The sequence below is a fragment of the Klebsiella sp. 64 genome (assembly GCF_018223915.1).
Lineage (GTDB): Bacteria > Pseudomonadota > Gammaproteobacteria > Enterobacterales > Enterobacteriaceae > Klebsiella > Klebsiella pneumoniae.
This window is the reverse complement of the sequence record NZ_JAGRQZ010000009.1, coordinates 24,042-37,034: the sequence shown is the minus strand read 5'-3', so window position 1 is coordinate 37,034 and position 12,993 is coordinate 24,042. Positions and strand designations below refer to the sequence as shown.

General features: G+C 58.5%; 12 protein-coding genes. All 12 read right to left on the bottom strand.

Translation table 11 applies throughout. From position 1 onward, the window contains the following. Positions 1–131: 131 nt before the first annotated feature. From wecG to wecA, 12 genes are read right to left on the bottom strand one after another with little or no spacing between them, the layout of a single operon-like run. Positions 132–872 (bottom strand): lipopolysaccharide N-acetylmannosaminouronosyltransferase, encoded by a 741-nt coding sequence (wecG, locus tag KHQ23_RS08355; RefSeq protein ID WP_004181648.1) that lies wholly within the window; start codon positions 870–872, stop codon positions 132–134. Between the two features lie 11 nt (positions 873–883). After that, positions 884–2,230 (bottom strand): ECA oligosaccharide polymerase, encoded by a 1,347-nt coding sequence (gene wzyE, locus KHQ23_RS08350; RefSeq protein ID WP_004146500.1) that lies wholly within the window; start codon positions 2,228–2,230, stop codon positions 884–886. After that, positions 2,227–3,303 (bottom strand): TDP-N-acetylfucosamine:lipid II N-acetylfucosaminyltransferase, encoded by a 1,077-nt coding sequence (locus tag KHQ23_RS08345; protein WP_004177944.1) that lies wholly within the window; start codon positions 3,301–3,303, stop codon positions 2,227–2,229. Before KHQ23_RS08345 ends, wzyE begins: the two co-directional genes overlap by 4 nt. Next, positions 3,300–4,550: a lipid III flippase WzxE gene (gene wzxE, locus KHQ23_RS08340; protein WP_002883312.1), complete on the bottom strand. Its 1,251-nt coding sequence runs from the start codon at positions 4,548–4,550 to the stop codon at positions 3,300–3,302. Before wzxE ends, KHQ23_RS08345 begins: the two co-directional genes overlap by 4 nt. A gap of 1 nt (position 4,551) precedes the next feature. Beyond that, positions 4,552–5,682: a dTDP-4-amino-4,6-dideoxygalactose transaminase gene (gene rffA, locus KHQ23_RS08335; RefSeq protein ID WP_002883310.1), complete on the bottom strand. Its 1,131-nt coding sequence runs from the start codon at positions 5,680–5,682 to the stop codon at positions 4,552–4,554. A gap of 5 nt (positions 5,683–5,687) precedes the next feature. Then, entirely contained in the window at positions 5,688–6,362 is a 675-nt protein-coding gene (gene rffC, locus KHQ23_RS08330) for a dTDP-4-amino-4,6-dideoxy-D-galactose acyltransferase (RefSeq protein WP_004146507.1), read from the bottom strand. Beyond that, positions 6,340–7,221 carry a glucose-1-phosphate thymidylyltransferase RfbA gene (rfbA, locus tag KHQ23_RS08325; RefSeq protein WP_002883307.1) on the bottom strand — a complete coding sequence of 294 codons (882 nt, stop codon included), beginning with the start codon at positions 7,219–7,221 and terminating at the stop codon, positions 6,340–6,342. Before rfbA ends, rffC begins: the two co-directional genes overlap by 23 nt. 18 nt (positions 7,222–7,239) lie before the next feature. After that, positions 7,240–8,307 (bottom strand): dTDP-glucose 4,6-dehydratase, encoded by a 1,068-nt coding sequence (gene rffG, locus KHQ23_RS08320; protein WP_004181645.1) that lies wholly within the window; start codon positions 8,305–8,307, stop codon positions 7,240–7,242. Next, on the bottom strand, positions 8,304–9,566 hold the full coding sequence (gene wecC, locus KHQ23_RS08315; protein ID WP_004186361.1) for a UDP-N-acetyl-D-mannosamine dehydrogenase: 1,263 nt from the start codon (positions 9,564–9,566) through the stop codon (positions 8,304–8,306). Before wecC ends, rffG begins: the two co-directional genes overlap by 4 nt. Further along, positions 9,563–10,693, bottom strand: a complete 1,131-nt coding sequence (gene wecB, locus KHQ23_RS08310; RefSeq protein WP_002883297.1) for a non-hydrolyzing UDP-N-acetylglucosamine 2-epimerase — start codon at positions 10,691–10,693, stop codon at positions 9,563–9,565. The genes wecC and wecB overlap by 4 nt, the downstream gene beginning before the upstream one ends. A 56-nt stretch (positions 10,694–10,749) precedes the next feature. Further along, positions 10,750–11,796, bottom strand: a complete 1,047-nt coding sequence (wzzE, locus tag KHQ23_RS08305) for an ECA polysaccharide chain length modulation protein (RefSeq protein WP_002883296.1) — start codon at positions 11,794–11,796, stop codon at positions 10,750–10,752. A 13-nt stretch (positions 11,797–11,809) separates the two neighbouring features. Beyond that, complete coding sequence (gene wecA, locus KHQ23_RS08300) at positions 11,810–12,913, bottom strand: UDP-N-acetylglucosamine--undecaprenyl-phosphate N-acetylglucosaminephosphotransferase (protein ID WP_047694025.1); 1,104 nt, start codon at positions 12,911–12,913, stop codon at positions 11,810–11,812. Positions 12,914–12,993: the final 80 nt, after the last annotated feature.

Sequence of the window (12,993 nt, the reverse complement as noted above, 5' to 3'; positions counted from 1 at the left end):
CGCAGGTCTCCCCGGCGCGTATGAAGCCTGCGAATGGTTAATTAATTTTGCGGAAATGGCAAATAAAGTATCAGGCGAGTGAAGAGATTACACAGAATATGTATGCAAACTCGCCTGGTTGCAGTGGAATATCAGAGCTTACCGGAATAATGCCAACGTAAATAGCGCAGCAGACGGAACTGTCTTTTGATACGACTCGGCTGCAAAAGCAGGCGATAGAACCACTCCAGCCCCAGATCCTGCCAGAACTTCGGCGCCCGATGGACGTGCCCGGTAAAAACATCGTAAGTGCCGCCGACGCCCATATACAGCGCGTGCGGATACAGGCGCCGGCAGTCGCGCATGAAGATCTCCTGGCGCGGCGACCCCATCGCGACGGTGACGATTTTCGCCCCGCTGTCGCGAATGCGTTCGAACAATGCCTGGCGTTGCTCAGGGGTGAAATAACCGTCCTGGCTGCCGACGATGTTCACCTGCCAGCGCTGACGCAGCCTGGATTCTGTCTGCGCCAGGACCTCAGGTTTACCACCAACCAAAAACACCGGTGTCCCTTCAGCGCCGGCGCGCTGCATTAACGCTTCCCAGAGATCGGCCCCGGCGACGCGGGATACCTGGGCCTGCGGGTATTTTTTGCGCAGCGAACGCACCACGCTGATGCCATCGGCATATTTAAACTCCGCCGCCTCAATCAGCGCCCGTACCTCCGGGTTATCCTCTACGGCCAGCATTTTCTCAGCATTAATGGCTACCAGCGTCCCCTCCCGGAGCGCGCCGTCGGCAAACAAATAATCCAGAGCGTGCTGCATATCGCGCCAGCCTATGAGCTGCAGCCCTCTTAACAGGTACAACGGCGCGGAAATGGTCCCAGTCATGTCCATCCTTCTCAGACTTGCGGTTGCGAAAGCGGTTTTACGCGCTTATGAATCAGTCCCACGCTATCCAGGAACCAGTACAGCAGTTTCGCCGCCAGCAAGCAGATACCAAAGATCACGAGGAAAAACACCACGCGGGAGCCGAACGAATCCAGCCCCTCGCGCGCCAGCACTATCATGTTGAAGATAGCGCCGAAACAGAAACTGTGCAGGATAGCCGCTTTATAGCGATTGCTCTCCCGGTTGCCCAGCTCATACAGCCAGTCGAACCATTTAATAATCAACCCTACCGCCACGGCGCCCAGCGGTACGAACCAGACGCCGCCCATCACCACCAGCGAGCCAATCAGCGTCGGCGAGATCGCCAGCCCCGAATGGTTGTTTAATACTTCCCAGGTAAAGTAGTTGGCGGTATTGAGCACCATCGTCGGGCGACCGTGCCACATCCAGCTGGGGATAAAGACGTAGAAGTCGCGGATCATCGGCGCCAGACCCTGGAAATCGATCTTGTCGTAGTTCTGCAGCAGCAGCGCCAGGTTCTCCCACGGTGAGAAGGTGTCGCGCGTGAGATACAGAAAGGTATAAAACGCTTCGTCGCCGCTGACGTTCATCCCGTAGCGCTTCAGCGCCAGCCAGAACATGCCGACAATACCCAGCACACCCGCCGCCGCCAGCATCCACAGGCTGATCCAGCCGCGAATAATACCGATGAACAGAAAGATGGCGAAGGCGATGATGATATTGGCGCGGGTCCCGCCGACGATGGCGTAGGTCAGCAAACCAAAGGCCACCGTGCTGACGAGGAAGAAGATCCACGCCTTATAATCCTGGCGCAGAAAATAGACCACCAGCATCGCCGGAATAAAGAAGTAAAAGAAGCGCTTCAACGCCACGCCGGACACTTCAGCAGAGAAAATCTGGCTGTAAGAGTTGAGCTTAAACAGCAGGAAACCGTTGTGGGCGAAGAAGATGCCGACGCACAGCAGCGCCAGCCCCATCAAAATGCCCCACGCCAGATGGGTTTCCACCCGGTTCATGGTAAACAGCGGGCGATGCGCAACCTCACGCGATGCCGAACGCAGCCGCGTTTTATAGGTCACGTAGTAGACTGCGTAGAAGCACACCGCGATCAGCAGCGTCTGCAGCAAAATCTCCGGCGGCGCCACGCTGACGTCAAAGCGGAACACCAGAATACTGGTCAGCGGGAAGCCGAAGAAAAAGGTCAGCAGAAACAGCAACGAGAAAAAAACGTTGAAGTTAAAGCGTACCCGACGGAACTCAAACCAGGTGGCGGTGGCGATGAACAGCGTCGACAGCAGCCAGACCACCAGCAGCCCGCTAAATTGCATTAACGTCATGCCTGCCCCTCCGCCGCTAACCGTAGCGCCCGCCGCCAGCCCGTCAGATAGTTCGGCCGGAAGAAGGCGATAGCGGATTTATCCACGCTCGCCAGCTGACGCTGCGCTTCGCGCACCACGCTGACGTCCAGCGCGTCGCTGGTGAACAGCACCGGCACATGCTGCTCGGCCATATCCTGCCAGAACGGGTTTTCCCGATTGAGCACGCAGGGGATGCCCGCCTGAATCAGCAGACACAGGGTGCCGATCCCCTGCTGGCGGGCAAACAGAAAATAGCCCAGATCGCAGCGGCGCAGCAGCGCCAGATAATCATGAAACTCCAGCTTCTCGCTGAGGATCTGCAGATGCTCACCGCTAAACAGCGCCGCCCCCGCCTCGCGAACCTCATTGATATAGGCGTCGTTATTCGCTGGATAGCCCATCGGCACGATCACGTTTACCGTATCGCCAAACTGCTGATGGATTGCCTTCAGCGCGGCAATATGTTCATTGCTGCGATCCCCGGAGTTGCCCACCAGAATAGTCAGGGTATCACCGCGCGGAGCGTTATCGGCCAGGGTATTCAGCGCCGGATCCATACGGGTCGGGAAGTAGAGCAGCTCGCCCGGGACGCGCGGATGGCGGTTAGCGAACCAGCTGAGATCGCCGCGGGTGGCGAAAACGCGCCCTACCCGCCCCTGCGCCATACGGCGCAGCGGATAGAACAGGCGAAACTTCAGGCTGGCAGAATTTTCATACAGATCCGCCCCCCAGATATGCCAGTTAAACTGCGACGGGCGGATGCCGCCGCTCAACAGCGCCAGCCACAGCCCGGTATTGAACTGGCCGTGGAAGAAAAAGCGCTGCTGGCGGTTGGCTTTCGCGGTAGCAATCACTGCCTGCGCCAGCGCCTTTTTCCCCGGATAACAGGTGACATCCAGCGCCGGATACCCATCACGCACGCTGGCCTCATCACCGACGATCATAAATCTCCTGGCCTGCGGGTCGGCGGCCAGTTCGTCGTTAAAGAACCGCAGTACGGTCTGGTTATGATGCGGGATATCCGATCCCAGTACATGTATCAGTGCTGTCATGCCCGTTTACGCCAGAGTAAAAACACGCCACTACAAAGGGCGAAATAAACAATATAAGTGGCCATATATGCCTGCGCCGCGCCAACCGCGCCGTGCGCCGGTATAAGCCAGTGTGAGAATGCGGTCAGCAGTGCGAACTGGCTGATTTCCGTCAGAATATAAAAACGCAGCGACGCTTTGGCGATCACCAGATAGCCATAGACGTAAGCGCCTACTTTTAAAACGTCGCCCACCAGCTGCCAGGCAAACAGGTCACGCATCGCGGTAAAGCGATCGGAAAACAGCAGCCAGATGGCAAAATCGCGCAGCAGCCAGACCGTCAGGCTCGCCGCCGCTACTGCCGGCAGGACGAATTTCAGCGACTTGACTATCTCGCGGGTGATATCCGTTTTGGCGCTCAGCCGCGACAGCGTCGGCAGCAGATAGACGCTAAACGAGGCGGTAATAAACTGCAGGTAGGCATCGGAGATGCTGCTCACCCCCTGCCAGATCCCGACCGCCTCCCAGCCGTAATGCGCCGCCAGCAGATTACGCATCATCACATAGGCTACCGGCAGGGTCACCGAGGTTATCAGCGCCATCAGGGTAAATTTCGATAGCTGTCCCGCCAGACCGTTATCCCAGCGCGGACGCAGGGCGCTCAGCGGGATATTACCCCGCCGCCAGAGCATAATACCCGCCGGGACCACCACCAGCGCTGGAACTAACGCCAGCCCCAGCAGCGCGCCCTGATAGCCTCCCAACACGTAGCAAGCATAGTAAGCCGCCACGCCGATCAGGCTCCCGGCAATCAGCGAGAAGGCGTTACCCGCCGCATCGCGAAAGCCTTTCATCAGCGCCAGCAGGAAATTCGCCCAGGCGATCCCCATCTGCACCAGCGCCACCAGGCGTACCAGCCCCTGATAGTGCGTATGGCCGAACAGCCCCTGGCTTATCGGCGCCGCCGCCAGTAAAAATACCAGCGCCAGCAGGGTGGAAAAGCCAAGCACCATCGCCGACGAGGTGCCCACCACCTGCTTCAGGCGCGGGGGATCGTCGTGATGCTGCGCCACCAGCTTCGTGACGCCATTAAATATCCCGGCCCCGGCCAGCACGCCGAGTACGGTGACCAGTTGCCGGAAGTTACCGGCCTGGCCAACGCCCGCCGGCCCAAACGAGACGGCCAGCAGCTTGACGACCAGCAGACCGGCGCCGATTTTGACCAGCGTCGATGCCGCCGTCCACAGTGAGGCTTTTGCTAACGACATATCAGGAGAAGTAGCTCAGCAGCGAGTTAATCACCGTCCGCTGGTTCACCACAGACAGATTGTAAAACAGCGGCAGGCGTACCAGACGCTCGCTCTCCTGAGTGGTGTAGCGGTCTTCACCGCGGAATTCGCCGAACTGTTCGCCTGCCGGGCAGCTGTGCAGGGGAATGTAATGGAATACCGCGAGGATCTCCGCCTCTTTCAGCCAGGCGATCAGTCTGCTGCGATCCTCGATATCACGCAGCTTAATGTAGAACATGTGCGCGTTTTGCCCGCAGTCGGCCGGAACCGTCGGCAGTTCGATACGCCCGGCGCGCGCCAGCGGCAGCAGCGCATCATAGTAGTTCTGCCACAGGGCCAGGCGCTGCTGGTTGATGCGCTCCGCCGCTTCCAGCTGCGCCCACAGATAGGCGGCCTGCAGGTCGGACATCAGATAGCTGGAGCCAATGTCCCGCCAGGTATATTTATCCACCAGGCCGCGAAAGAACTGGCTGCGGTTGGTGCCTTTTTCGCGAATAATCTCCGCGCGTTCCACCAGCGTGCGATCGTTGATCAGCGTCGCCCCGCCCTCACCGCCGGCGGTGTAGTTTTTGGTTTCATGGAAGCTGAAGCAGCCGATATGGCCGATGGTGCCCAGCGCGCGCCCCTTGTAGGTGGACATCACCCCCTGCGCGGCGTCTTCCACCACAAACAGGTTGTATTTGTCGGCGATGGCCATGATGGTGTCCATCTCGCAGGCTACGCCGGCATAATGCACCGGGACAATCGCCCGGGTTTTATCGGTGATGGCGGCTTCGATGAGCGTTTCGTCGATATTCATCGTATCGCGACGGATATCAACGAAGACGATTTTCGCCCCACGCAGCACAAAGGCGTTGGCGGTGGAGACAAAGGTATAGCTGGGCATAATCACTTCGTCGCCCGGCTGGATATCCAGCAGCAGCGCGGCCATCTCCAGCGAAGCCGTGCAGGAAGGGGTCAGTAGCGCTTTTGCCGTGCCAAATCGCTGCTCCATCCACTGCTGGCAGCGGCGCGTAAAGCCGCCGTCGCCGCACAGCTTGCCGCTGTTCATCGCAGACTGCATGTAATCAAGCTCGGTTCCAACCACCGGCGGCGCGTTAAATGGGATCATGGGGGTCACCTGTATAGCCAGTAGGCGGTGCTTTCCACGTTAGCACCGCTGAGAATATAACGTTTAAGCGCGGCGGTGTTGCCCATCTGGGTCGCCACCCGCAGTGTAGAAAGTCCGCGCGAGGCGGCCCAGTACCGCGCCGCCTGCATCAACTGCGCCCCGGCGCCGCGTCCGGCCAGCAGGCCGATACGCGCTTCGGTCGCAGTGATCTGCCGCAGGGAGACAAAGGCGCGAATATCGCCCTCAGGATGGCGGTAAATCAGGCACTGATGATCGAAGGTGCCGCGCACCGCATTTTCAATCCACTGGGCATAGAAGCGGCCGCTGGCGTCGGCAGCGTACCAGGGCGCGCGAAAGCGGCTCATGGCAAATGCCTGCGCCGCCTGCTCGCGCAGCGGCGCAATATCCGCTTCCACGGCGACGTCTGCGCCGGCATCTGCAGGGCTGCCCACCGGCAGCGCCAGATCGACCTCACCTTCCACCAGCTGAAAACCCAGCCGCTGCAGCGCGTCCAGCCGGACGGTGTCGCTGGCGGCGATCTTCGCCTGCACTCGCGACCACCCCGCCAGCGCCTCAGGCGTCAGCCGCGGCGCGTGCTCGTCAAAGCGCACGATCGCGCTGTTCACGGCAAAGAAGCGGTTCTCCCACTCCAGGGGGTCAATACTGGCGCGGACGGGCACGGAGCAGATCCAGCAGATATTGGCCGTAGCCGGTTTTTTCCAGCCGCTTCGCCGCACGTTTGACGCCGTCGTCGTCCAGCCAGCCGTTACGCCAGCCGATCTCTTCCAGACAGGCGATTTTAAAGCCCTGGCGCTTCTCGACGGTCTGCACGAACATGCTGGCCTCGATCAGGCTATCGTGGGTGCCGGTGTCCAGCCAGGCAAAGCCGCGTCCAAGCAGTTCGACAGTCAATGCGCCATCCTCCAGATACATCTGGTTGATGGAGGTGATTTCCAGCTCGCCGCGCTCGGATGGTTTGACCCGTTTGGCATACTCCGTCACCTTGCCATCGTAGAAATAGAGACCGGTGACCGCCCAGTTCGACTTCGGCTGCTTCGGCTTCTCTTCCAGCGATAGCGCACGGAAGTTATCATCAAACTCCACCACGCCAAAGCGCTCAGGATCCATCACCTGATAGCCAAAAATCGTCGCCCCTTCCGTGCGGGCAGCGACGCTGCGCAGCTTCGGGCTAAAGCTTTGGCCGAAGAAGATATTGTCGCCTAACACCAGACACGCCGGTTCGCCGTTAAGAAAGGCTTCGCCGATGATAAACGCCTGGGCTAAACCATCCGGCGTCGGCTGTACGGCATAGTGCAGCGCAATGCCAAACTCTGAGCCATCGCCGAGCAGGCGCTGGAAATCACGTAGGTCGTCCGGCGTGGTGATAATCAGGATCTCACGGATCCCGGCCAGCATTAATACCGACAGCGGGTAGTAGATCATCGGCTTATCGTAGATCGGCAACAGCTGCTTCGATACGCCGCGGGTGATGGGATGTAGCCGCGTTCCGGAACCGCCCGCCAGAATAATACCTTTCATCATTCCCCCCAGAGATGATTAGCTTTGCAGCCCAAGACGCTCGCCCTGATAGCTTCCGTCCTGAACCCGACGCCACCAGGCCTCGTTCGCCAGATACCACGCCACGGTCTTACGCATACCGGAGGTGAAAGTCTCTGCCGGCGTCCAGCCCAGCTCGCGGGCAATCTTCGAAGCATCAATGGCATAGCGCAGATCGTGGCCCGGACGATCGGCAACGAAGGCGATCAGATCGCGATAGTGCGCCACGCCCTGCGGCTTATCCGGCGCCAGCTCTTCCAGCAGCTGACAAATGGTTTCCACCACCTCGATATTTTTCCGTTCGTTATGACCGCCGATATTGTAAGTTTCGCCCGGTTCGCCGCGGGTCGCCACCAGATACAGCGCTCTGGCGTGATCTTCCACGTACAGCCAGTCGCGGATCTGTTGTCCATTGCCATACACCGGCAGCGGCTTGCCCGCCAGCGCGTTAAGGATCGTCAGCGGGATCAGCTTCTCGGGAAAGTGATACGGGCCGTAGTTATTTGAGCAGTTGGTGATAAGCGTCGGCAGGCCATAGGTTCGCAGCCAGGCGCGCACCAGGTGGTCGCTGCTGGCTTTCGAAGCCGAATAGGGGCTGCTTGGCGCATAGGGCGTGGTCTCGGTAAAGAAATCATCGCTGCCGTGCAGATCGCCATACACTTCATCGGTGGAGATGTGATGGAAGCGAAACGCCGATTTTTGCGCCGTAGCCAGGGTATTCCACCAGCTACGGGCCGCCTCCAGCAGCGTATAGGTGCCCACGATATTGGTCTCGATAAACGCCGCCGGGCCGTCAATCGAACGATCGACATGGCTTTCCGCCGCCAGGTGCATCACCGTATCCGGTTGATGCTGACGAAAAATGCGATCCAGCTCGGCGCGGTCGCAGATATCCACCTGTTCAAAGGCGAAACGCGCATCCTGCGCCACCGGCGCCAGCGACATTAAATTGCCGGCGTAGGTCAGTTTATCCACCACCACCACGCGATCGGCGGTGTGCTGGATAATCTCCCGCACTACCGCCGAACCAATGAAGCCCGCGCCGCCGGTGACCAGAATGGTTCTCACCGCCACACTCCTTTGGTGTCGACGATAAACGCCTGGGTGACGCTATCGCCGCTAACGGCTTTAAATTGGTTATGATCGACCAGCATCACCAGCACATCGGCGCTGGCCAGCGCCGCCTCAAGGGTCGCCAGCGTACACAGTCCATCGAGTTTCTTCGGCAGCGCGTGAATGTTGGGCTCAACCACCTGGGTCGTGCCGCTGTGCCAGCGGGCAATCTGCGCGGCAATTTCCATCGCCGGACTTTCGCGCAGGTCGTCAATATTCGGTTTAAAAGCGAGGCCAAAACAGGCGATCGTCAGTTCGCTGGCCCGCTTGTTGGTGGCATTCAGGCAGTCCGCCACCTGCGCTTTCACCTGTTCGATAACCCATTCCGGCTTGTGGTCGTTGACCTCGCGAGCGGTGCGGATCAGACGCGCCTGCTGCGGGTTTTGCGCCACGATAAACCATGGGTCGACGGCGATACAGTGGCCGCCAACACCCGGGCCCGGCTGCAGGATATTGACGCGCGGATGGCGGTTCGCCAGGCGGATCAGCTCCCAGACGTTAATCCCCTGGTCGGCGCAAATCAGCGACAGCTCGTTGGCAAAAGCGATGTTGACGTCGCGGAAGCTGTTTTCCGTCAGCTTGCACATCTCGGCGGTGCGCGAGTTGGTCACCACGCATTCGCCTTCAAGGAAGATTTTATACAGCTCGCTGGCGCGAGCGGAGCAGACCGGCGACATGCCGCCGATAACACGGTCGTTTTTAATCAGCTCGACCATCACCTGACCGGGCAATACCCGCTCCGGGCAGTAGGCGATATTCACGTCCGCCGCTTCACCCACCTGCTGGGGGAAGCTAAGATCCGGGCGCATCTCCGCCAGCCACTCGGCCATCTGTTCGGTCGACCCGACCGGTGAGGTGGACTCGAGGATCACCAGCGACCCTTTCTTTAACGTCGGCGCAATGGATTTGGCGGCCGACTCGACAAACACCATATCCGGCTCGTGGCGATCTTTAAACGGCGTCGGCACGGCAATCAGGTAAGCATCCGCCTCCACCGGAGTGGTGGTGGCGCTTAAATACCCCTGCTCGACCGCGGTCTTCACCACGCTCGCCAGATCTGGCTCCACGATATGAATCTCTCCACGGTTAATGGTCTCCACGGCATGTTGATTAACATCAACGCCGACCACCCGCTTCTGCCGGGAGGCGAACGCGGCAGCGGTTGGCAGCCCGATATAGCCAAGGCCAATCACTGAAATGGTAGAAAAACTCATAGCGTTACCTGATTATTTTTAAGTGCAGACAAAATGCGACGACATGCTTCGCCATCGCCATAGGGATTATGCGCGCGGCTCATCGCCTGGTATGCAGCATCATCCTCCAGCAGTCGCGTCACTTCCGCGACGATGCGCTGGCTGTCGGTGCCCACCAGACACACGGTGCCGGCGGCCACCGCTTCCGGACGTTCGGTCATATCGCGCATGACCAGCACCGGCTTACCCAGCGAGGGGGCCTCTTCCTGAATGCCGCCGGAATCGGTCAGGATCAGCCAGGCGCGATCCATCAGCCAGACGAACGGCAGGTAATCCTGCGGTTCAATCAACATCACATTGTCAATATGACCAAGAATACGATTCACCGGCTCGCTGACATTAGGATTCAGGTGAACCGGATAGACAATCTGCACCTCAGGGTGGGTATGGGCTATCTCGGCCAGCGCCTGGCAGATCTGTTCAAAACCGAGCCCAAAGCTTTCCCGCCGGTGGCCGGTAACCAGAATCATCTTTTTACCGTGGCTGATGAAAGGATAGCGCTGCAGCAGGGTCTCCCGTAGCGCTTCATCACCCAGCACCCGATCCCGCACCCAGAACAGGGCGTCAATGACCGTATTCCCGGTAACCGTGATGCGACTGTCGGCAATATTTTCCCGCAGCAGGTTCTGCCGCGAGGTTTCCGTGGGGGCGAAATGGTATGTCGCCAGATGGCCGGTCAACGTACGGTTGCCTTCTTCCGGCCACGGCGAACTTAAATCGCCGGTGCGCAGGCCGGCCTCTACGTGACCCACCGGTATCCGCTGGTAAAACGCCGCCAGGCTCGCCGCCATGGTGGTGGTGGTATCGCCATGCACCAGCACCACGTCGGGTTTAAACGACTCCAGCACCGGCTTCAGCCCTTCAAGGATGCGACAGGTGATCTCGGTCAGCCCCTGCCCCGGCTTCATGATGTTGAGATCGTAGTCCGGGACAATAGAGAAAAGTTTCAACACCTGATCGAGCATCTCCCGATGCTGCGCGGTCACGCATACTTTCGCCTCAAAATGAGGATCCTTTGCCAGCGCATGGACCAGAGGCGCCATCTTGATGGCTTCCGGCCTCGTGCCAAATACAGTTAGTACTTTCACATCGATTCTCTTCGATTAGGCGATGAAGGTCATCTGCCCTTCACCACAGGCCGCAATCACAGGACACGACGACGCGATAACGCCACGCCTGCGCCGATGAGCGCACCCACAATCCCCCACATCACCATCAGAAATACACGGCGCGGGCTATCGCGTTTTACAGGTTCTTCCGGCGTCCGCAAATACCGGTAAGTCTGAAAACGCGGATCTAACGTTGGACCGACGTTCAACGTGCTCAGCATGGCGCGGTTCTGGTCGTAATCGAGGTCATATTCCGGCCCGACGGCCTGCAGGTTTTCCAGCCTGGCCTGCAGCATCGGCCTGCCCAATAAAAATAGCTCTGAATCCGGCAACTGATCGGCAGGAACATCCGTTTCGCTACGTGAAATATTGTGCTGCTGAGCCACCTTCAGCGCCTGCTCCACGCTGTGCGTCCGGCGGTTGAAGATGGCCTCGGCCACCTCTTCCTGGCGCTTCACCTGCGCCTTCATCTGCACCGTCCGCGCCGCCCAGGCGCCTTTAAGTTCGTCGTTAAGATGGCCTGCCGCCCGCTGGCTGGCGAAGGCCACATACTGACGCAACAGATTATTGGCATCCTGCCCGGTCTCGGCGGTCAGTTTGACGCTGTCGTTAATGCTCTTGGCCGCATCGCCTGGCATAAACTGGATATTGTTAATCAGGTCATCCAGCATCGCCGCATCAGCGCGGGCATTACCCGACTGACGCTGCTTGTAGTAGTCCGTTTGCAGCCAGAAATCGCGCCGGGTATCCCAAGAGGCCAGCTGCATGATGAACTCTTTATACGCTTCATCCATGGCGGAAGGCTGGTCGACCGAGGCGAGGTCGGCTTTAATGTCCAGATTGCGTAAGAACTGCTGTTGGGAATAGTATCCCCCCAACATATTGACAGTAGGCCGATCGGTGATCGCCGTGGCGCTCCACTCCTGGCGAGCAAAGAAGGTGTACACCAGCACGATGGCGGCGAAGAGTACGGCGCCGCCGACTATCCAGCCTTTTCCTGCCCATAAAGCGCGAAACAGCCCGCGAATATCCAGCTCGTTCTCAACGTTCACTGCTTGTGCTCCCGGTAATGGTTGAGTCATCACATCCCCAGCTCTACTTGGTTAGTTTCGGATTATTGCCGCTGTGTCGCCGAATTCTGCGTCTGATGCGCTTAACCAGGCGCGCCACTTTCCAGGCGCGCTTAATACAGTAGCCATAAAGAAAGAAGGCTACCAAAAAGAGAATTAACATCACCCATTCCGGCACAATGCGGGTGTACTCCGCCACGACGCCAACCAGCGCCAGCAGGGCGGCGGCCAGGGTAATCAGGACAAACGCCTGGCGGGAAGTAAACCCGGCGCGCATGATCAAATGATGAATATGCTGACGGTCCGGTGAGAAAGGACTCATGCCTTTGCGCAGGCGGCGATACATAATCGCCACCATGTCCATCAGCGGGATAGCGATAATCCACAGCGCGGTCACCGGGCTAATGGGATGCGTTTTACCTTGCGTGGTTTCCAGCAGGATCCAGATGATGGTGAAGCCAATCATCGTGCTGCCGGCGTCACCCATAAAGACTTTATAGCGGCGGCCGAGGGCGCCAAGATTGAGAAGAATATAGGGTAGAATGGCGGCGATCATCGCGAAACACCACATCGCCAGGCTGTACTGACCATCAAACCAAAGGATAATCCCGGTCGCCGCAAAAGAGACCGATGACAGTCCGCCGAGCAGGCCGTCGATACCATCGACCATGTTGAACGCATTGATAGCGGCCCAGACGGCAAACAGCGTCAGGAAGAAGCCGAAGGGCCCCAGCACCAGTTCCCACGAGCCAAAAATAAAGCCCAAACTACTCAGATGCAGATTCCCTGCCATCATCATAATCACGGCGATCGCGGCCTGAATGACCGCGCGAATTTTCACGCTGATGTCGAAGCGATCGTCAAGCGCGCCAACCAGCACCAATACCCCCGCGCAGGCCAGATACAGCGAGGCGTGAGGAATATAATAATCGGCGATGGCGAAAGTGAAACAGATACCTGCATAAACTGAGATACCACCGACCAACGGAATCAACCCCTGATGCCGTTTGCGATAGTTGGGTTTATCCACTAACCCGATCTTTTTTGCCACTTTCCGCACGACAAAAATAAAGAGGGTCGTGAATAAGAAAATACTGATTAATTCAGTAATAGCAGTGAGTAAATTCACAACGCATGTGCTCTCAGCATAGTTAATCCGGGAAGTATAGCGATGATGCCCCAACTCCAGAAGGGGAAAAGCAGAACATT

Coding starts and splice junctions, on each gene's coding strand:
- wzzE (WP_002883296.1), bottom strand. CDS start 11,796: ATGACTCAACCATTACCGGGAGCACAAGCAGTGAACGTTGAGAACGAG.
- rfbA (WP_002883307.1), bottom strand. CDS start 7,221: ATGAAAGGTATTATTCTGGCGGGCGGTTCCGGAACGCGGCTACATCCC.
- rffA (WP_002883310.1), bottom strand. CDS start 5,682: ATGATCCCATTTAACGCGCCGCCGGTGGTTGGAACCGAGCTTGATTAC.
- wzyE (WP_004146500.1), bottom strand. CDS start 2,230: ATGACGTTAATGCAATTTAGCGGGCTGCTGGTGGTCTGGCTGCTGTCG.
- wecG (WP_004181648.1), bottom strand. CDS start 872: ATGACTGGGACCATTTCCGCGCCGTTGTACCTGTTAAGAGGGCTGCAG.
- wecC (WP_004186361.1), bottom strand. CDS start 9,566: ATGAGTTTTTCTACCATTTCAGTGATTGGCCTTGGCTATATCGGGCTG.
- wzxE (WP_002883312.1), bottom strand. CDS start 4,550: ATGTCGTTAGCAAAAGCCTCACTGTGGACGGCGGCATCGACGCTGGTC.
- KHQ23_RS08345 (WP_004177944.1), bottom strand. CDS start 3,303: ATGACAGCACTGATACATGTACTGGGATCGGATATCCCGCATCATAAC.